Source organism: [Clostridium] polysaccharolyticum (assembly GCF_900111595.1).
GTDB lineage: Bacteria > Bacillota > Clostridia > Lachnospirales > Lachnospiraceae > Clostridium_AI > Clostridium_AI polysaccharolyticum.
The window spans coordinates 1-19,467 of sequence record NZ_FOHN01000002.1; the positions used below are offsets into that span (position 1 = coordinate 1).

The following is a 19,467-nucleotide window of genomic DNA, read 5'->3' on the forward strand; positions in this document are numbered from 1 at the left end:
CTTACATTGCTCCAAAGAGAATTGGGCTGGGAATTGCTATTTAATGCACCTTTATTATAACATTGATAGGTAACACCTGCTGGTCTTGGAACAATTGTATCATATTCTTCAAAAGAACCGCATACATTTATCAGGCAGGCAAGCATAAAAGCTTCCCGATAGGCTTCGTTTTTTGAAGGAATTATCTCATCCCTTGCATTTCGACTATTCAATGAAGCAAATGCCCCGCTTTTTGTAAGAATCGAATACAGGTTCGGTGTGGATGTACTGGAAAAGGTACAGGCCTGTCCTTTCATTTTCCTGTATTTATCCTCTAAAAGCCGGTTAATAATAACCCATGCAATTCCTTGTCTGTTATAATGCAAGTATGTTTCCATATTGGCATTATTGTTTGTATTAGTATTTTCAGCATAAATAATCCGGGCAGCCAGTTTATAATGCATCGCAGGACTGCTAAAATTAGTATACCATGTGCTTCCATATTTTTCATACGTACCTGCATTGGTACTTAACGCAGCAGCATACTTGTTGGTGGCAGCGTACAGAAGCTGTGATTCCAAAGTTCCTGGCAGGCTTAAAGGCGAAACTTCCTTTTTGTCAGCCTCTGTACTTTTCCCCCTGCTTAATCTTTCATACTGATCCCCAAACAGTCCTTCCATATCCACATAACACGTATCATCCACTATTTTATTCTTCTTGGGATCGTAGTAGCTTCCTGCATGGATACAGAACAGATCCGTCTCTGGATCGTAACATTCCCCATCATATCTTAGGGAATTTACACAGCCAACAAACTTATCTCCAGAGTTGTCCTTATGCTCTATTTTCTTGCTTCCTCTAATCTCATAGATATGTTTCGTCGCTCCGTTTTTATCATAATCATAAGTGCATATTGTCTTGTTGTTCCTGTCAAGCAGTCCTGTAATAATGCCATTTTGAATACAGTATTTATATGTAGCATTGCAATAAGATATACTGTGGGCACTGGTTTCACTGCCGTTTGCCGTATAGGAGTATTTGATCTGCTTTTTGTCCGGCAGCACTTCCGATACCAGATTGGAAAACTCGTCATACTCGTACGTGGTGATTTCCTGTCCTACGATTTTCTCCGTTCTCTGCCTTTCTTCATTGTATTCAAATTCAATCTCAGTTCCATCTTCTGTTTCCATTGAAGCAATGGGATCTGGCACGATGGTATATGCAAGGACTCTCTCCACAAACTGCTGTGCTGTATATCCACAGCCATTAATTGTAATAATGGGTTCGTTCTGCTGGCAGTATTCCGATTCTTCTGGAGGGAAACTGACGGTTTCATCTGCCTGTATAGATACAGGAATGCTAGATAGCATTGTGGAGAAAGCCATAACAGCCGCCAAAGTTTTCTGTAATTTCATAAAGGTATCCTTTCCGTTGCAAAAGAAGCAACCTAATCCATTCATTTTCCTGCTAATTATAGATTGTTTTGGTTTATTATGTCAACTTGGAAAACTAAAATTCATGATATCCTTATCAATGGGGAGGCAGGACTGGCGAATGCTTTGGAGATTGGTGCAGATTTCCTTTTTATGCCTTTATGAACAAAACTCCAGCTAATCCCTAACTACAGACTGATTAGGATTTAACTGGAGTTTTTTCTTCCTAAATCTTATAACACTTTAGACAGAAATGCCTTTAATCTTTCGTTCTTTGGATTTTTGAAAAATTCTTCTGGTTCATTTTCTTCCTGAATATTTCCTCCATCCATAAACAGCACTCTTGTTGCAGCTTCCCTTGCAAAGCCCATCTCATGGGTTACTACAACCATTGTCATTCCATCTTCTGCAAGTTCTTTCATGAGAGCAAGAACTTCCCCTACCATTTCTGGATCCAGAGCTGATGTTGGTTCATCAAACAGAATCACTTCTGGATTCATAGCCAAAGTCCTTGCAATTGCAATTCTCTGCTTCTGTCCACCTGATAAATGCTTTGGATAAGCATCTGCCTTATCTGGCAAGCCAATGCGTTTTAGAAGTTCATCTGCCCTTTTAGATGCCTCCTCCTTAGACATAAGCTTTAACTTTACAGGTGCTAGCATAATATTCTCTTTCACTGTCAGATGTGGAAATAAATTAAACTGCTGGAAAACCATTCCCATCTTCTGCCGAACCTGATTCATGTTTACCCTTTTGTCCGTAATGCTTTTTCCATCAAACCAGATCTCCCCTGATGTAGGTTCTTCCATACGGTTTAAACATCTTAAAAATGTAGATTTTCCCGAACCAGATGGTCCAATAATGACAACTTTTTCTCCCTTTTGGATAGTGGTTGTCACCCCATTTAACACCACATGTTCCCCAAATGTTTTATTCAAATTCTTAACCTCTATCACCTTGTCCCATCCTCCTTTCAATCAGGCTTAGACCTTTTGTAAGACCTACTACCATTACCAGATAAATAGCTGCTGCAATGATTAATGGGGGCAGCACATCGTAAGTACGGTTTCCTACAAGCTGTGCAGCTTTTGTAAGGTCTGTAACGGCAATATAACCTGCTACTGATGTTTCTTTAATTAATGAAATAAACTCATTGCCAAGAGCAGGCAGGATATTGCGAACTGCCTGTGGAAGAATGATATAAATCATGGTCTGCCCATAAGTAAACCCAAGGGAACGTCCTGCTTCTGTCTGTCCATTATCCAATGATTCTATTCCTGCACGTACAATCTCTGCAACATAAGCACTAGAATTAATACCAAAACAAACTGCACCGGTCAAAATCGGATTCGCATCTTTTGATGTAAAAATCAAGTTATAAATAATCAGCAATTGTACAATGACTGGCGTTCCACGTATAATAGTTGTATAAATGCCACAAAGCTTTCCCAGCCAGCCAAACTTTGAATTAGCATTAGCAGTTACTTTTCCAATGGCAATTAAAACCCCTAATAAAATACCCAGCAGAATAGCAAAGAAGGATATTTCAATAGTTACTAATAACCCACTTAAATATGTTTTATAGCGTCCTCCTTTAATCAGAGAATCATAAAAACGCCCACCAATATTAGAAATCCAGCTTCTTTCTTCTTCAGAACCATATTTGGCAAATATTTCATCCATGCCGCCATTATCCTTCAGTTCCTTGATAACTGCATTAATCTTAGTCAATAATTCCTGATTTCCTTTTTTTACGGCTATGGCATAATTATCAGAAAATGCTATATTTTCCTCTCCTTCAAGAATCTTAAGGCCAGAAACAGACTTCACAAGTTTCTTAGCAGGTGCCTCATCCATAACAATACAGTCTATTTTCCCATTTTTTAAATCCTGGGCTGCTTGTGCAAATGCTGTATATCGTTTAATTTCTTTTGCCGTTACATTGTCCTCATTTGACACCCATAAATCTGCCACGTTTCCCTGCTGCACTCCAATTACCTTATCATTTAACTCTGTAACTCCCTGTAAGGCTGGCTTATCAGCATTCACAACTACAACATCTGTAGAATCTACATAGTTATCGGAAAAATCCATGTTCTTTTTACGTTCTTCTGTTACGGATACTCCCGCAGCCACAAAATCTACTTTTCCTTGCTGTACAGCTACCAAAGCTCCGTCAAAGTCCATATTCTTAATTACAAGTTTTTTACCAGTCTTATTGGCAATTTTCTCGGCAATATCCATGTCAATTCCTACAACCTGATTGCCTTCCATAAATTCATATGGTGCAAAACCTGCTTCTGTCCCTACAATAATGGATTCTGCCGAAGCATTTTTTTTATCTGCACTTGATGAACTGCATCCTGCAAACCCAATCAGCATAGCAGCGCAAATCAACAGATACGCCCATTTCCTTAATTTCTCTTTCATATGCTTCCCTTTCCTATCATTAAACTTACCCTAAGTATATAATATCCTATTATGTTTCGCAATATAAATTTTATATTTATGCATTAAAACCGAATAATAATTCAAACCAGTAGAAATTTTCCTCTCCTGTTTCTTGTATTCAAATAAAAAAGAAGAAAAATGTAATATTTCACCAATATGCAACAAAGGAAGAACTAAAGTTCTCCCTTTTATTATTCCTGTAATATTTTCTCTAACCCTTGCCTTTCAATATTCTCCACTGTTAAAAGAATATGCTTATGAGCTAATTCTTCTGCCCTTTCCGGATTATGTTCCTTTAATGCATCCAAAATCGCCTTATGTTCTAAATTGCATTTTTCCGCTCTCTCTGTGGAGGACAAAGTAATTTTTCTGACACGCTTTACATAATGATGAAAATCCTTTAATAAATGACGTAACATCTTGCTTTGTGAAGCATCGTAAATAATGTCATGAAATTTATTATCCAGTTCCAGCATCTGTTCATAGTGATGCTTTGCAGCCCTAAACTCACTTAGAAAAACGATCTCTTCCAGTTCCTCAATCTGTTCCTGGGTAATATTTTCACAAGCCCATCTAGCACATAACCCTTCTAATTGGGAACGTATTGCATAAATATCCTCTATATCTTTAACCGATAGGCTAATCACCTGCGCACCCTTATTGGGAATGATTTTAACCAGTCCTTCCAGCTCAAGCTGCCTTAACGCTTCCCTTACTGGCGTACGACTGACCCCTAATTCATTGCCAATTGTACTCTCTTTTAATTCTTCCCCTGATTTATATTTTCCGGATAAGATGTCTTCACGAATCTGGTTAAACACTCTACCTCTAAGAGTATATTTATCAGTGGTTTCTTTCTCCACATCAAACTCATCCACAGGTATTCCTCCTACTGCATTCCTGCACAAATTTTATAAATTTTCGATAGTCTCCATAATATAGTCAGCAAATTCTGCACTTGTACAGCCTGTATCACGCCCTGTGATTTTTAACTTGCTGTCTGCTGCTGTACAGATATCTAATGCTTTGTACAATTTATCTGCTTCCTGATTGTAACCAATGTGTGCCAATAACATTGCACCAGCACGGATTACGCTACATGGATCTGCATACTGGTCACGGCCTTCTTTTACCATACGAGGTGCGGAACCATGAATCGCTTCGAACATGGCATACTTTTTGCCTAAGTTCGCACTGCCAGCTGTACCTACACCTCCTTGGAATTCAGCAGCTTCATCTGTAATGATATCCCCATATAAGTTAGGCAATACAACAACCTGAAAGTCTCTCCTTCTCTTTTCATCTACTAACTTAGCTGTCATAATATCAATATACCAGTCATCTGCTGTGATTCCTTCATATTCTTTCGCAATGTTATAGAATGTATCAAGGAATTTGCCATCCGTAGTTTTGATGATGTTTGCCTTTGTAACAGCTGTAACTCTTGTTTTGCCATTATTCTTAGCAAACTCAAATGCAGCACGGATAATACGGTCACATCCCTGGCTTGTAGCGATTGTAAAGTCAACACCAAGGTCTTCTGTCACATTTACGCCTTCCTTGCCAGCAGCATAACCACCTTCTGTATTTTCACGGTAAAAAGTCCAGTCAATTCCTTGTTCTGGAATACGAACAGGCCTTACGTTCGCAAATAAGTCTAATTCTTTTCTCATAGCAACATTAGCAGATTCTACGTTTGGCCATGGATCCCCTTTTCTAGGTGTTGTTGTAGGCCCTTTTAAGATAACGTCACATTGTTTTAACTCTGCTAATACGTCATCAGGAATTGCTTTCATTTCTGCGGCTCTTCTTTCAATAGTAAGGCCATCAATTACTTTGAATTCCACTTTGCCTTTTTCTACTTCGCCTTTTAATAAATATTCTAAAACTCTCTGTGCCTGGCCTGTGATCGCTGGTCCGATACCGTCTCCACCGCAAACACCGATTACAATTTTCTCAAGTGATTTGTAATCTACAAAGCCACCTTGTGCTTTCATTTCTTCCACTCTTTTAAGTTGTTTTTCCAGTAACTGGCCAAATTTCTCTTTTGCAGCTTCAATTTGTTCGTTGTACATAATGTTCCTCCTAAAATTAATTTTCGCCAAACATTGTGGTTGCTGTTTCTTCGCATGCCTGACGGATAATATCCAGTAACTCATCATCCGTAATTACGGTAATACGTCCACTTTCATACTCTGCATCTACCCATTCTTTTACAAGGGCAACAACAGGGTGGGACTTATCCACAGCATTCTGATCTTTTAATTTAAAATGTGTATTAATCCAATGAGCAATTCCTGCAAGGCCAGATGTATTAGACACTGCTACTACGGCAGGCCGGTTCAAGAATTTCTCTGTATCAAATATATTATAAATTTCTTCATTTTTCAATAACCCATCTGCATGGATTCCTGCTCTGGTTACATTGAAGTTACGGCCTACAAATGGCGTACGGGAAGGTACACGGTAACCAATTTCCTTTTCATAGTATTCAGCAAGTTCTGTAATTACCGTTGTATCCATGCCATCTAAAGTTCCCTTTAACTGGGCATATTCAAATACCATTGCTTCAAGCGGTGTATTGCCTGTACGTTCTCCAATTCCAAATAAAGAACAGTTTACACCACATGCACCATAAAGCCATGCTGTTGTAGAATTGCTGACGGCTTTGTAAAAATCGTTGTGCCCATGCCATTCCATCCATTCAGAAGGCACACCGGCATGATTGGTAATGCCATAAATGATTCCTTGTACAGATCGTGGAATAACGGCACCAGGATAGTTGACACCATAACCCATGGTATCACAGCAGCGGATTTTTACTGGAAGATTATATTCTTTGCTTAATTTCATTAATTCAAGACAAAATGGAATAACAAATCCATGGATATCACTACGTGTAATATCTTCTAAATGACATCTTGCTGCAACACCAGTCTCTAAGCATTCACGCACAACACTTAGATAATGTTCCATAGCCTGGCGTCTTGTCATTTTCATTTTATAGAAAATATGGAAATCCGAACAGCTTACTAAGATACCAGTTTCTTTCAAACCAAGTTCTTTTACTAATTCAAAATCTTTTTTACTAGCACGGATCCATGCAGTTACTTCCGGGAACTCATATCCACGCTCTAAACACTTATAAACGGCATCTCTGTCTTTTTTGCTGTATAGGAAAAACTCGCTTGCACGAATAATGCCTTTTGGTCCTCCTAATTTATGTAAGTAGTCATATAATGTAACAATCTGTTCTGTTGAATATGGTGTTCTAGACTGCTGTCCATCACGGAATGTGGTGTCTGTTATCCAAATATTTTCTGGGAAATTATGTGGCACAATTCGGTCGTTAAATGCAATCTTAGGAATTTCATCATAAGGAAATAAGTTACGAAATACATTTGGCTTTTCTACATCAACAAGAGTATACAAATGTTCCTCTAATTGCAAGAGGTTTGTATGTGCGTTCTTAGTGACTCGTCTGTTCTCCATCTTCAGTTGCTCCTCTTCTGCTTTTTGTATTATTGTATACAATAATACGTGTATTGTCAAGCAAATGGGTTAAAATTCCTCTGTTAATTCCTATTATGCTATATATTTCCTGCTAACGTGCAGAAAACGAATTCGCACTTAACAAAATCATATAGCTACAAACAAAGCCAGCTCCCTCTCATCTTCCTCTTGCGACTTTTTTCTTCATATGCCATAATGATAACATACGATTTTTTTCAAAAGAATGGAGGATATTATGGCAAACAGAAAAATAGTTGTTGTATTAGGACACAAAGCTTTTGGACGCAGTTTTCCAGAACAGAAAACTGCTATTAAAACTGCAGCAGGTGCCATTGCTGATTTAGCAGAGTCAAAATATCAAATCGTAATCACACACAGTAACACTCCACAGATAGGAATGATTCATTCTGCAATGACAGAGTTTAGTCGTTTAGATTCCAAATACACGGTTGCTCCAATGTCAATTTGTAGTGCTATGAGCCAAGGTTACATAGGGTATGACTTACAAAATGCAATTCGTACAGAATTAGTAAACAGAGGTATCTTCAAACCAGTTTCTACTTTAATCACCCAAGTTCGTGTAGATCCATTTGATGAAGCTTTCAGCAGGCCTTGCAAAGTCATCGGAAGGTCTATGACTGAACAGGAAGCCAAAGCAGAAGAGAAAAAAGGAAACTATGTTGTAAAAGAAGGTGATGGATACCGCAGAATTATAGCAGCTCCAAAACCTGTTGAAATCTATGAAAAAGATGCTATTAACGCTTTAGTAGATGCAAACCAGATTGTAATCGCTGCTGGTGGTGGCGGAATTCCTGTATTACAGCAAGGGGCTACTTTAAAAGGCGCCAGTGCAATTATTGAAAAAGACTATATCGGTGAAAAACTTGCGGAAGCAGTTAATGCAGATACGCTTCTTTTCTTAACTGGCGTTGATAACGTATGCTTAAACTTCGGACAGCCTGGAGAACTTCCATTAGATGAAATCAGTGCAGAGCAGGCTATTGGGTATCTGGAAGAAGGACATTTCGCTGCAAATTCCATGTTCCCTAAGGTGGAAGCCGCTGCTGCATTTGCTAAGTTAGGCGAAGAGAAAACAGCTATTATTGCTCCAATTGAAAAAGCTTTGGAAAGTGTAAAAGGAAATGCTGGTACTGTAATAAAATAAAGGACTTAAAAAAGGAAATGCTTTGCTCTTAAGCATTTCCTTTTTTAAGTCCTTTTCCTGTTATTTTATTAATTTGGATACTGCCTTAAATTCAGGTGTCCCTGCTTTTTCTAAAAGTTCAAATAAGACAGCTTCTACAGAAGTAACAAAAACACCTTCCTGTTTCATGCGTTCCATCCCAACCTGTAAGTCAGCTTCTGTTCTTGAGCTTGTACAATCGGTTACAATGCATACCTTATATCCTTGTGCAATCAGATCTCTTGCTGTCTGCATAACACAAATATGAGCTTCTACTCCTGCTAAAATTACGGTCTTTCTATTATGTGTTTCTAATTCTTTGCGGATTTCTTCTGTATCAAGGCAGCTGTATGTGATTTTTTCAAGGTAGCCAAACTGTTCCTGAGTTTCCGTTATTTCTGGAACTGTCATTCCTAGTCCTTTTGTATACTGCTGCGTAAACATTACTGGGCAGCCTACTATCTTTAGTCCTGTTAATAACTGAACGGTTTTCTCAATTACCTTTTCATGATTATGAATGGCTGGCATTAATTTCTCTTGATAGTCTACTAGCATTGCAATACTATCTTCTAATTTAATACGCATTGGTACTTCTCCTTTCAAAACTTTATGTAATATGCATTGCTATTATACTGTGGCATTGGCAAAAAAGCAATAAGCCTATTAAGGACTTTCAGACTCCTCAACAGGCTTATGTATGATGAAGCCTACATAGTTTTATTAGCCATTCTCCATAACATCCTCCTCTGCCCTTGTCTGCTGCTTAGTCCCATATGGGTGGCTTGGTGGTGCATAGATAGAATATGCCTTCATAACAATATCACCTGTATTGGATACATTGTGCCATGCACCTGCTGGAATAATGATAGCATCATCATCCGTAACTGGCTGATTGAAAGAAAGATTATCACGAGATGTTCCCATTTCTACAATGCCATCTCCCGCTTCGATACGGACAAACTGATCAACATCAGGATGCATTTCCACCCCAATATCTTCACCTGGCTGAAGACTCATTACAGTCACCTGAAGATGTTTTCCCGTCCAGATTGCTGTACGGAAGGATGTATTCAATTTGGTCATGGATTCCATATCAAAGATAACTGGTACAGGGCCATAGTCACGGAACTGACTTGCTTGTGAGGAACCAGCATTCTGGCCTGTCATGTTATTCTGACTTGTCATGTTATTCTGACTTGTCATGTTATTCTGACTTGTCATGCTGTTCTGACCTGTCATTCCGCCTTGATCTGACATATTATTCTGACCTGTCTGGTTATTCTGCCAGAAATTATTATTTCTATTCTCCAATGAAAAACCTCTAATCTGTTTATATTCCATACAATATATGAATGCATTTGGAAAATATGCTAACTCATTCTTATTAAGCAAAAGAACTGAAGACCTGCAAACAGATCCTCAGTTCTTAACATTAAGCTACTAACGGGAGTTGAACCCGCTAGTTACAGTTTAGCCAAATCCCCATAAACGCGTGAATCCCTTGTAAATACTAGGTTTTCATGCGTATTTATTTTTCTTAAAATACATGTATTTTTCTTAAAATGTATGTATTTTTTCTGCTTATGCAACACGAAATACAACACGACAATTTGAGTTGTATAGATACCTCCAGAACTGATTGCATATGATATTGCAATATGCTATACTCCAATAAATAAGCAAATAAGGAGGATTATTTTATGAAAAAGATTTTGATTTGTGTTGCATTTATTTTTATTTTGTCAGGGTGCAATACTGTAACAAAAGAGACAGTTGTGGTAGATGATGTTACACAGTATAGCAACATATCGGTCGAACAGTTAAAAGAAGTCATGGGAGAACCAGTCTTAAAAGAAGACTGGACAAATAAGACATCTAAAGGTAATTTTAAAGTCTCAACGTGGGGATATGATAAAGATACCAGACACTATGAATTTATTATCGCTGATAAGAAAGTTGTAAGAGCAACAATAAATTCCGGTGATTACTGGAATAGAGACGGTAACAAATTTGAATATGATGGTGATATCAACACCGTATTCAAAATGTTTAATGTTGTTCCAGATAAAAGTGCTAGAAAAAAAGATACTGGTTCAGCATATATCTTAAGACCAGCGAATAATATTATCAGCGAGTTTAATATACAGGATATAAACAATAATACTTTTGGAATGGTTAAAGTTACATACAATCATGATTATTTTGATTAACAGACAAGTGGCAGAACATCACTGCCGCTTTATTTTTTTTATTTTTCTCTTGACAAACCGTACAATGTACGGTATAATATATACATAAGATGAGGAAAGAAAGGATGAATTATTTATGAAATTAAAAGAATTGGAATCAGAAAGAAATGAATTAGAAAAAATATTTGACGGAAATGAAAAATTAAAAGAGCGTACTAAAGAATTTATAATGACATGGATAGACAAAAAGCTTCAAGAAGAAGCTGTGGAATTCGGCTTCAAAATGGGAGTCGAAGAATTATTTTTAAAACTTACAGGAAAAAAGTTCTCCGATGCAGAGAACTGGTTTGCTCTTGATTGTTTTCTCAACGACATCTTAGAGGGGGATGAGTTAGAATTTGAAAAAAAGGGGGGCAAAGAAATATATAAAAATTTAAAATCTAACGAATCGTTAATATACGATTCATTAGAAAATAAATGGACGTGGGAGGTAAGATAGGTATGGAATTTAGAGACCTGCTGAAATTCGAGATTGACCGTCTCGGCTTGACTCAGCGGGAAGCCGCTGAGTTCTTAGACGTAAGCTTAACCACTATAGAAAAGTGGTTAAGTGGAAAAAGAAAGCCGTCAGCAAGAACGGCAAGAAGCGTTCTTGACGATTTAAAGAAAGAAGGGTATAATTAAATTGCAAGAACCAAAGTGGAATGTAAACAGATATATTGTTTGTATTTTGATGAGAAGAACCAAAGTGGAATGTAAATAGTTTAAATATTTACATCCTGATATGTTGAGAAGAACCAAAGTGGAAAAAGGACTAAATAAAATAGTCCTTTTTTTATTTTTCTCTTGACATACCGTACAATGTACGGTATAATATATACATAAGATAAAGAAAAACAAGTCATAGAAAAGGAAAGGTGATAGATATGAAAGAAACATTAAGTAAAGTAATGAAAAGAGCATGGGAAATCAAAAGACAGGATGTAAGAAACATCTTTTCGCTTTGCCTTAAAATGGCTTGGGCAGAAGTCAAGAAAGGGGGTAATACTATAGAAAAGCTTACAGAAGATATTATTGAAAATATAAACAAAGGTGTTGCTAAAACTATAGAAATGCGAAATCGTAGATTTCACAAAAACGAAGAAGCTAAATTCTTCTTAACTAGTGAAAATACTACGGTTTACAATGATATGACTGTAATAACAGTCAATATGTTTGTAAATTATAAAACTTATAAACAGCTGTGCCGTGTTTATAAAGTTACAGTAAAGGAAAACACTTACAATGTTTCTACAAAAAAAATTTTTTTAGAAACTGTAAGTGTTGAAAATACTGCAAGAAATCTGTTATCAGATATCACAGCCGCTTTAGCAATCGACTAAAGCAACTGCACTGCAACCACTTAATAAGATAAAGGAAAAGGTGATTAAGATGAGAAAAAAAATGGAAAGATTAGCGAAAGAATTAAGTATAAGATCCTCACATTCTTATAGCTTTACTGAAACACCATTTAAAGTTGCGAACTTTGTTGAAGGAGAACGATATTTCATAGTTCAAACAACCAGCGATGAAGTTGTGAGGGCTTGGAAAACACAGCAGGAAGCTGTGTTTGATTTACAAGACATCTTACAAAAAGGTGTCTTCAGAACAAGATTCGGAGAAGTATACTTAAATAAATATAAGCAGTCTTAAAGAGCCTGCAATATGGAATTAAGTCTACATTGCAGGGCTCTTGTTGTTGCACTGGTACAACTTTACTTTACAGAAGCAATTGCTTTTACAATTGCTTCTGCTGCCTTATCAGTATTGTACTTTTCAACATCGTCCTTATCGTCTACAAAACATACTTCTACTAAAAGTGCAGGAGCATTTGTCTTTCTCAGGAAGTAAAGACTCTTATCTTCTTTTACTCCCCTGTTTGTTACTCCAAGAGCATTAGCCACTTCTTTTGCAATTGCCTCTGCATATTTTGTAACTTGTCCTTTTTTATTATAAACCAGTACCTCTACACCCTTGGTTTTCCCATCTCCTTTGTCTTGCTTGCAAGCATTAAAGTGGATCGATATATCTAAATCCACTTTATTTGCATTACACTTTTTAACAATCTTGTTAAGCACATCTAATTGACTTATTCCATTATCAACCGTACAGTCATGCACGGTATTCCCTGCTGCTTTTAGCATCTTTTTGACACGTTCTTTTACTTTACGTGCCTCTTTGCTTTCGTCTATGTATCCTACTGCTCCACACGCCTTTTTCCCTGGAGCATTATGTCCAGCATGGATGTTAATTTTCATTAGTCCTCTCCTCCTTGTTTTTTAGCACTTCGATCGCCTTAACAATTTGATTTGGGATTGGCACTCCCATTAATCCAGAGTTTTCTGTTATGCTTATTGCCTCGTTGCATGTAAATGCCATAACCACTGCATCCCTAATGTATACTGTGCCTATTGCTATATCTAGTCTGTTTGCAACAAGCACAAATGCTAGCATCATTCCCTTTCTGCATAAGCCTTTCCATCCTACACTGGAATTAAGCGCACCACTATCTGTTTTTGTACTTTTTTTAAAAACTCCTGCAACAACTATCCCAGATAAATAGTCAAGTGCCATAAATACTAACATCGTTATTATCGCACTGTCCCATCCTCCTAACATGTTTGTTATTGCTCCACCTGTCACTCCTACAATTGCACACATTAAATCCTTTTTCACCTAAATCATTCCTTTCATTATTTTTTGCATAAAAAAAGATTCTAAATTAATAGAACCTCTCTCTTTGCATCATACTATCTGTTATGTTCCGCATCCCATGACGCTCTTGTGTAATGTCTGCTGTGCCCTTTGTAATAATTTACTCCACTAGAAATTCCCAAAATGTCAAGTTCTTCTTCTGTTAATTTTACACATTCTGTGTATTCTGCCACTTCGGTTTGAGTCAATATTACAAAAGTGGTAGCGTCTATCCAGTTTCCACCTCCTGGATTAGTTGCTGAATCAACAGAAGTTTCTGTAAACATCTGTATTCCGTTATCCACTATTAGAACCATGTCTGCCGCCTCCCTTCTAATTCATAAAACATAGTCTTGCAGTTAAAGTTCCTGCAGTTGTAGTATTTAATGCAAACTCTGTATCAAAAATATTTGATGCCATTGCTTGCTCTATTTTTCCTGTGTTTCGTTTTGCTACATGACAACGAAAATAATTATCAGAAGTCCCAGATGATGTATAGGCTAGTATCCCTACGTCCTCTGACAATGATACCATACTACCCATGTATCCATTCGATAGTAGGTACGGTGTGCCATTGTATGTATAATTGTTATATGTATCATTGTAATAACCATCTTTACATATCCGAAGATAACCGTTGTTATCTAAATAGATTCCGTCAATAGTTTCTGCTACTCCGTTCCCCTCCATTCCAAGTGTCTTTCTTGCTGTTGTACCTACGTAGTTAAGGTTTAAACCACTTGCATTTAGTGTACCTGTTGTTCTAGCATCTTCAGACGGAGCAGACAGCATTCTCCCGTCGATTTTTCCATTTTGTATTATGTACAAATGGTGGAATAGAGATAGCTTGATATGATCTAATATCCCATAATTCATCCCAACTGCATTGGCACAAGCTCTATATTCTGACAATGATTTATCTGTAGTTTGAACTTTCCCACTCAAACTATACATTTTTGAATTTTCGCAGTGTGCAGGATATGCACCCACAAAAAAACTTTCATTTTTTCTACAACCATTATTAAATGCTCCATATGAATAACCGGAAGCATTCATATCATTTGTTATTCGAATACTTCCTTTTCTTTCATAAGGATTGAAATTCGACAAAATCCCTATTCTATGGAATTTTATCATTACACTTCTATGTCCGCTCGAAGGAACAGAAGTAATATCTACAGTCTCTCCATTTTTATTTTTAGAATAATCATCTTGATCTAAATATGTTTCGATTAAGCCTTGTGTGTTAGTACTAGTAACAACAAGTACACATGGCTTGTATCCTAGCCATTCAACCCAATCTTCTTGTGTAAAATTTTCACACCCTCCATGGTATGTTATTCCATTTCCTTTGCATGGATTTAAACTTGCATTAAAGTCTAAATCAATTCTAAAATGGTCATATTTTTCTTTTATAGCTAAAAAAGTTACTTTGCTAAAATCCATGTTTCCAGTGAATTGCTCGTTTACTTTGTAATATGCATCATTGTAAACGACAATATCATTGTTCTTGTAATTATTAGCATTGTCATACTCACCACGCCATTCCATTTTTTTATTTACAGCATCATTTAATTGTGACAATGTAACAACTCCAGCTGGATCAACTTCAACTGTCACATTCTCACTACTGGACGTTGTAAGTACCATATCAATGTTCAATGCACTTGATGTGTTACTAGCAGCTGGTAAGTGACAATTACCACTGGTTTCTTGACATACTGCATATAGTATCTCACCAACATCAGGATCATTTGCATATAATCCTAATGTTTTGATGTAGTATCCACTGATAAGACCAGCATTATTGAATACTACCGATAGTTTTACATCCGTAGTATTAACTATTGTTTTACTGGAAATATTACTGATTTGCTGTACATTTATAGATTCTAAACTATGTAATGTAGATGTTTGATATTCTGTGGAGCTTGTAGAAATCTTTGTAAGGTTTAACGTTACACCATTCCCAACTTTAGCATTTAATTCCACGCCTTTATCAGTCATTATCATGTTGCCAAACTGCGCCATTATGAAACACCTCCTACTTGTATTATTTCCGTACTAGTTACCGTACCAGCAATGTATGTATTCCCATATGGTTTACACTCTATCACATTAGATATGTCATATGAAATGTTAAGTGGTAACATTTCATCTAAAATAGTCTCTAATGTTTTGACTTCTGAGAATAATTCTAAATGCACTATTAAATGAAAGTAGTAGTTTTCCCAGTCTGCATCCAATTCGTAGTTGTTTATTCCACACAAGCCATTGATGCGGTTGATTAATATTTTCAAAGTATATGGAATCCTGTCATTCCATCGTAATGATACTCTAGCCTTACGTGATTCCAGTGATTCTGTCCTACTTGGAGTAATTTTAAGTAGTTTCTCATACACTTTTATACCATCCTCATTACAATCATCTATGAATGCATTATTGAGTAATAACTGTATGGATGCATCAACCACATCCATCTCTTTATCCTCAGTCGACATTATCTGTTGCATTTCTTTAAACTTTATCATATATGGTGGTAAATACTCAATCAGATTGTTACGTTCCACTGCTCACCACCCCCAGCACAGGTATATGTTCAATATCTAATGCAAGATTAGATGCAGATCCATTTATCATCGTTTCTGTAATATCTATTACACCATCAATACTAAGTATCGATGATTCAATCACTGATTTTCTTATAATGATACCATCTGATGCGCTCCATTGCTGTCTCAACTCAGTAAGTTTACTCTCTATTACTGTTTCAATCACACTTTGCACATCATCGAATGTTTTACCGCTATCTAATGTGAGTGTAAATGTAAAGTTTACAGTTGTTTCCTCCACGCCTACTACATTAACCACGTGGCCAACTGGAGCAACACCGTCACCCTCTCCATCATATCCAGGATCTAATTCTTCCTGAACAGACTGTATAAGTGTATCTGATGGCTTACGAAACTGTGAATTAATTATGATTATTTTTACTGTACCACCAGTTGTAAGCAAGTGATTCATAGCCGCATTGTAAACATTACTAATCCAGGTGTAAACACCACTACCCAGTGTGCTACTTGACTGCTGATCAAACCAAGTTGTAACTGCAGAATCAGGAATCATACTGGATGGACTGTATCCATTCCAAGCTCTTATTGGTTTACATCCACCTACACCCTGCATGGAGTTTACTTTTTCCATGTAATCCAACTTGTTACCACCATACGACTTAGAAGAAAAGCTGTTAAAATATCGTTCTCTAAAGTCTTCCTCTTCTTCCTCTTCCTCACCGGGTATTAATACACCGGTTATTGTGGCAGTTTCCAATCCTTCAATAGTTTCGATTGGTATTAAATCACCTGTTTCTTTGTTACCGCATTCTCCATCACTCTCACATTCTATTTTCCATTTTCCTGTTTCATCTGCCACAGGACCAATTACACTGTAATTTAAGTCATCTAAATTAAATCTGTCACCTGCATTCAGTGTAACGCTGGACGGTGTTGCTGACATTTTACATACAGCATTTGTGGCCTGCTGTGGATAAACCCCACGCTCTGCCGCACGTTTTATTAAATAGTAATAACTTGCACTGTCACCAAATACTTCTTTCATCACCATTTCAAGAGCCACATAAAAATTAGACAGTTCCAATGCAGCTGGTGCCAATGCATCGTAAATAATTGATCCCTCACGCTTATCCATCTTGTCATCTACTTTTTCCAGCATTCTATCTAATAAAAATTTATCTGTATATGATTCAAACATTATGCTGCCACCTCCCATTCAAATGGTATTTCATCCCCATTGGTTGTGTTAATTGTAAATGTACAATGCACTGCACGCTTACTAATTTTTTCTGCAGTATAATCAGTTATGGATTCTATGCGGTCATCAGTTGTCAATGCATCTGATATGCGATACTCTAATTCCACCATTACATAATCCATATCTTTTCCTATAAGGTCCTTTAGTTCAATTCCATAGTTCCAGCTATAGATTGGACTATCATAACGTTCAGTGTTTAATATCTTATCGGCTGCCTGTATTACTGCATCTGTTTCATCTATTTTACCAGTTATTGTTTCATCACATAATCTGTAAGTTCTCGATGTTTCCTCTTCTATTTCAAAGTCACTTGTATCTATATCATCATCGTATGCATTATCTAAATCAGGAATCATCCACTCACCACCTTATCTACAATTACATATTGTTTTCCACCTGCTTTTCTAATCATAAGTACTTTATCACCTGTACATATGATATTATTGGCTGTATTAGTAACAAGCAGGAAATCTTCATCCAGTGTAATTTGTTGTGATACTTGTACTTTCAATGGTAACAGTGACACAACCTTACCTACTATGTAATCACTAGGCTTGGATGCTCTAAATGCTTCCATAGCGCATTTTTTAATAAGCTGTGTCAGATTGTTAGCCACTGAAACCACCTCCAGATACAGTTAAATCCATTGTGTACTGTTTATTTTTAAAATTGTGTACCACTTTTTCGACTAGCATATAATTAGATATTTTCATATCTTGAAGAGTTAAAAGAACTGGTATCAGGCATCCAGCATGCACTGCAGTATTACCAATGACACCTTTTATTGTCAGATTCTTGGTTTTCTGATTATACAGTTTTAAATATGCCTGTGATTTCAATTTTCCAACATCAGGATCATCTATTTTCTCTAAGTACTGCAAAACTCCCCATTTATTTATATTGTTACTGTCTTTAGTCACATATAAGTCAAATGTACCTTTATCTTTGTTTTCGTATATAAGTTTCACCTGATTGTATGTATTGCTGTCTATGGATGTCTTATATGTATAATCCTCACCAGTTTCTGCATCAATGAGACAACCATTCACAATCATTTTGGAAGTGTCCTGTAACATAAGTTTTCCACAGTCATCCCACAGTGTATATATGATTCCTTTTGTCATCATGGTGTCATCTAATACATTCTGCATGATATCAAACAGAGTCATATTGTCCTCTATTGCAGACACCTTATACTTGGTATCCGTAATAGTACCTGCATTAAGGTTAAATCTGTCTATTATGATTTTAAGTACCTCTGATGCTGTTTTATTCTTATACACAAGTGTATCCTTATTCTTAAAGTATCTCAATTGATTATAAGCAGTAATTGACATCATCCCATCTTTAGATACAGAACGTGTAAATACAAATCCATAAAAACGTTTTACACCATCCACTACAATGAGTACTGCGTTACCCTCTTCAACCTTGTATTTTCTTTCATACTTAAATTCAAACTTTGCTGTACCAGGAGAACATTTACGTTCTTCCGTAATAGTCATGCTCTCATTAACTGGTAAGAAAAATTTATCTTTACCATTGTTAATCAACACAAGTACTTTACCATCAGGTAATTTATTCGTTTCTTTTATCTCTCTGTCAGTAACATCAGCAATAATGGCTGACTTATGATTTTTCAGTATGGAGTTTAAATATGCCAGTTCTTTAGCTGACGTTTTTTTCTTGTTTGAACTTCCTTGTGTAGAGCCTGCAGCTGATGAATTGATATTTGGATATTGAGGTGTGCCATATCCTGTAATCGTTGATTCAGATAAAGAATATGTTCGCCTTGCAACCTTTGATGAAGTGTTACCCTCAATCGTATGTAGAGTGTTTCCTGTCACTGATTCGACTAATCCAACATGACTCCTACCAGTCTTAAAATAAACTACATCACCACGCTTAGGTGTATAGGAGCCTTTGTATTTAAATAACCCATGATCTTTAAACCACTGCATTCCAACATCGGTCGACGCAGTACGTGGAAATATGGATGTACTGACACCTGCCTGATTTGCACACCAACTAGCAAACATATGACACCATGGAGCACCGTTCATACCATACCATGCACCATATTTTGTCCTGTTTTTACCCTCTTCATGGTATCCGATTTGACTCTCGGCAACATTTATTATATCTTTTGCCAATA

General features: G+C 36.7%; 23 protein-coding genes and 1 pseudogene. 6 read left to right on the top strand and 18 right to left on the bottom strand.

Features of this window, described 5'->3' with window-relative positions:
• The 7 genes and pseudogenes from BMY85_RS01225 to BMY85_RS01250 all read right to left on the bottom strand — a co-directional run.
• A partial coding sequence (locus BMY85_RS01225; protein ID WP_143066302.1) for a hypothetical protein occupies positions 1–1,394 on the bottom strand: 1,394 nt, incomplete at its 3' end.
• Positions 1,395–1,645: 251 nt separating this feature from the next.
• Positions 1,646–2,368 (bottom strand): amino acid ABC transporter ATP-binding protein, encoded by a 723-nt coding sequence (locus tag BMY85_RS01230; protein WP_092475266.1) that lies wholly within the window; start codon positions 2,366–2,368, stop codon positions 1,646–1,648.
• Positions 2,355–3,095, bottom strand: a complete 741-nt coding sequence (locus BMY85_RS16220) for an amino acid ABC transporter permease (RefSeq protein ID WP_177180588.1) — start codon at positions 3,093–3,095, stop codon at positions 2,355–2,357. Before BMY85_RS16220 ends, BMY85_RS01230 begins: the two co-directional genes overlap by 14 nt.
• Positions 3,078–3,842: pseudogene (locus BMY85_RS16225) on the bottom strand (ABC transporter substrate-binding protein); the annotation flags it as partial. The pseudogene BMY85_RS16225 and the gene BMY85_RS16220, both read right to left, overlap by 18 nt.
• A 212-nt stretch (positions 3,843–4,054) precedes the next feature.
• Positions 4,055–4,741, bottom strand: coding sequence for a GntR family transcriptional regulator (locus tag BMY85_RS01240; protein WP_092475268.1), 687 nt, complete (start codon positions 4,739–4,741; stop codon positions 4,055–4,057).
• Between the two features lie 33 nt (positions 4,742–4,774).
• Entirely contained in the window at positions 4,775–5,938 is a 1,164-nt protein-coding gene (locus tag BMY85_RS01245) for an isocitrate/isopropylmalate family dehydrogenase (protein ID WP_092475270.1), read from the bottom strand.
• 16 nt (positions 5,939–5,954) lie between these two features.
• Positions 5,955–7,355, bottom strand: coding sequence for a 2-isopropylmalate synthase (locus BMY85_RS01250; RefSeq protein ID WP_092475273.1), 1,401 nt, complete (start codon positions 7,353–7,355; stop codon positions 5,955–5,957).
• Positions 7,356–7,611: 256 nt separating this feature from the next.
• Here BMY85_RS01250 and arcC point away from each other — a divergent pair, with 256 nt between their 5' ends.
• Positions 7,612–8,541, top strand: a complete 930-nt coding sequence (gene arcC / locus BMY85_RS01255) for a carbamate kinase (RefSeq protein WP_092475274.1) — start codon at positions 7,612–7,614, stop codon at positions 8,539–8,541.
• A gap of 60 nt (positions 8,542–8,601) precedes the next feature.
• Here arcC and BMY85_RS01260 read toward each other — a convergent pair whose 3' ends face one another.
• Both BMY85_RS01260 and BMY85_RS01265 read right to left on the bottom strand, forming a co-directional pair.
• Positions 8,602–9,144 carry a hydrolase gene (locus BMY85_RS01260; RefSeq protein ID WP_092475275.1) on the bottom strand — a complete coding sequence of 181 codons (543 nt, stop codon included), beginning with the start codon at positions 9,142–9,144 and terminating at the stop codon, positions 8,602–8,604.
• A gap of 135 nt (positions 9,145–9,279) precedes the next feature.
• Positions 9,280–9,870, bottom strand: coding sequence for a cupin domain-containing protein (locus BMY85_RS01265; RefSeq protein WP_242939649.1), 591 nt, complete (start codon positions 9,868–9,870; stop codon positions 9,280–9,282).
• Between the two features lie 389 nt (positions 9,871–10,259).
• On the opposite strand from BMY85_RS01265, the gene BMY85_RS01270 reads away from it, so the two are divergent.
• The 5 genes from BMY85_RS01270 (at position 10,260) to BMY85_RS01290 (ending at position 12,440) form a co-directional block, all read left to right on the top strand.
• On the top strand, positions 10,260–10,769 hold the full coding sequence (locus BMY85_RS01270) for a putative periplasmic lipoprotein (protein ID WP_092475276.1): 510 nt from the start codon (positions 10,260–10,262) through the stop codon (positions 10,767–10,769).
• A 115-nt stretch (positions 10,770–10,884) separates the two neighbouring features.
• A complete protein-coding gene (locus tag BMY85_RS01275) occupies positions 10,885–11,247 on the top strand; it encodes a hypothetical protein (RefSeq protein WP_092475277.1) in 363 nt (120 codons plus the stop codon).
• 2 nt (positions 11,248–11,249) lie between these two features.
• Positions 11,250–11,432: a helix-turn-helix domain-containing protein gene (locus tag BMY85_RS01280; RefSeq protein ID WP_177180566.1), complete on the top strand. Its 183-nt coding sequence runs from the start codon at positions 11,250–11,252 to the stop codon at positions 11,430–11,432.
• A 242-nt stretch (positions 11,433–11,674) separates the two neighbouring features.
• Entirely contained in the window at positions 11,675–12,130 is a 456-nt protein-coding gene (locus BMY85_RS01285; protein ID WP_092475284.1) for a hypothetical protein, read from the top strand.
• A gap of 49 nt (positions 12,131–12,179) precedes the next feature.
• A complete protein-coding gene (locus BMY85_RS01290; RefSeq protein WP_092475285.1) occupies positions 12,180–12,440 on the top strand; it encodes a hypothetical protein in 261 nt (86 codons plus the stop codon).
• A 62-nt stretch (positions 12,441–12,502) separates the two neighbouring features.
• Here BMY85_RS01290 and BMY85_RS01295 read toward each other — a convergent pair whose 3' ends face one another.
• The 9 genes from BMY85_RS01295 to BMY85_RS01335 form a co-directional block, all read right to left on the bottom strand.
• Positions 12,503–13,045 (bottom strand): N-acetylmuramoyl-L-alanine amidase, encoded by a 543-nt coding sequence (locus BMY85_RS01295; RefSeq protein WP_092475286.1) that lies wholly within the window; start codon positions 13,043–13,045, stop codon positions 12,503–12,505.
• Positions 13,035–13,463, bottom strand: a complete 429-nt coding sequence (locus tag BMY85_RS01300; RefSeq protein ID WP_242939650.1) for a phage holin family protein — start codon at positions 13,461–13,463, stop codon at positions 13,035–13,037. Before BMY85_RS01300 ends, BMY85_RS01295 begins: the two co-directional genes overlap by 11 nt.
• 74 nt (positions 13,464–13,537) lie before the next feature.
• On the bottom strand, positions 13,538–13,798 hold the full coding sequence (locus BMY85_RS01305; protein ID WP_092475287.1) for a hypothetical protein: 261 nt from the start codon (positions 13,796–13,798) through the stop codon (positions 13,538–13,540).
• Positions 13,799–13,814: 16 nt separating this feature from the next.
• Positions 13,815–15,512, bottom strand: coding sequence for a phage tail protein (locus BMY85_RS01310; RefSeq protein ID WP_092475291.1), 1,698 nt, complete (start codon positions 15,510–15,512; stop codon positions 13,815–13,817).
• The gene (locus BMY85_RS01315) at positions 15,512–16,051 is read right to left on the bottom strand and encodes a putative phage tail protein (protein ID WP_092475294.1); all 540 of its coding nucleotides are present in this window, start codon (positions 16,049–16,051) and stop codon (positions 15,512–15,514) included. Before BMY85_RS01315 ends, BMY85_RS01310 begins: the two co-directional genes overlap by 1 nt.
• Entirely contained in the window at positions 16,041–17,252 is a 1,212-nt protein-coding gene (locus BMY85_RS01320) for a baseplate J/gp47 family protein (protein WP_177180567.1), read from the bottom strand. Before BMY85_RS01320 ends, BMY85_RS01315 begins: the two co-directional genes overlap by 11 nt.
• Positions 17,252–17,668: a DUF2634 domain-containing protein gene (locus tag BMY85_RS01325; protein WP_092475299.1), complete on the bottom strand. Its 417-nt coding sequence runs from the start codon at positions 17,666–17,668 to the stop codon at positions 17,252–17,254. Before BMY85_RS01325 ends, BMY85_RS01320 begins: the two co-directional genes overlap by 1 nt.
• Positions 17,665–17,928 (bottom strand): DUF2577 domain-containing protein, encoded by a 264-nt coding sequence (locus tag BMY85_RS01330; RefSeq protein WP_092475301.1) that lies wholly within the window; start codon positions 17,926–17,928, stop codon positions 17,665–17,667. Before BMY85_RS01330 ends, BMY85_RS01325 begins: the two co-directional genes overlap by 4 nt.
• Positions 17,921–19,465 carry a CHAP domain-containing protein gene (locus BMY85_RS01335; RefSeq protein WP_092475313.1) on the bottom strand — a complete coding sequence of 515 codons (1,545 nt, stop codon included), beginning with the start codon at positions 19,463–19,465 and terminating at the stop codon, positions 17,921–17,923. The genes BMY85_RS01330 and BMY85_RS01335 overlap by 8 nt, the downstream gene beginning before the upstream one ends.
• Positions 19,466–19,467 lie beyond the last annotated feature (2 nt).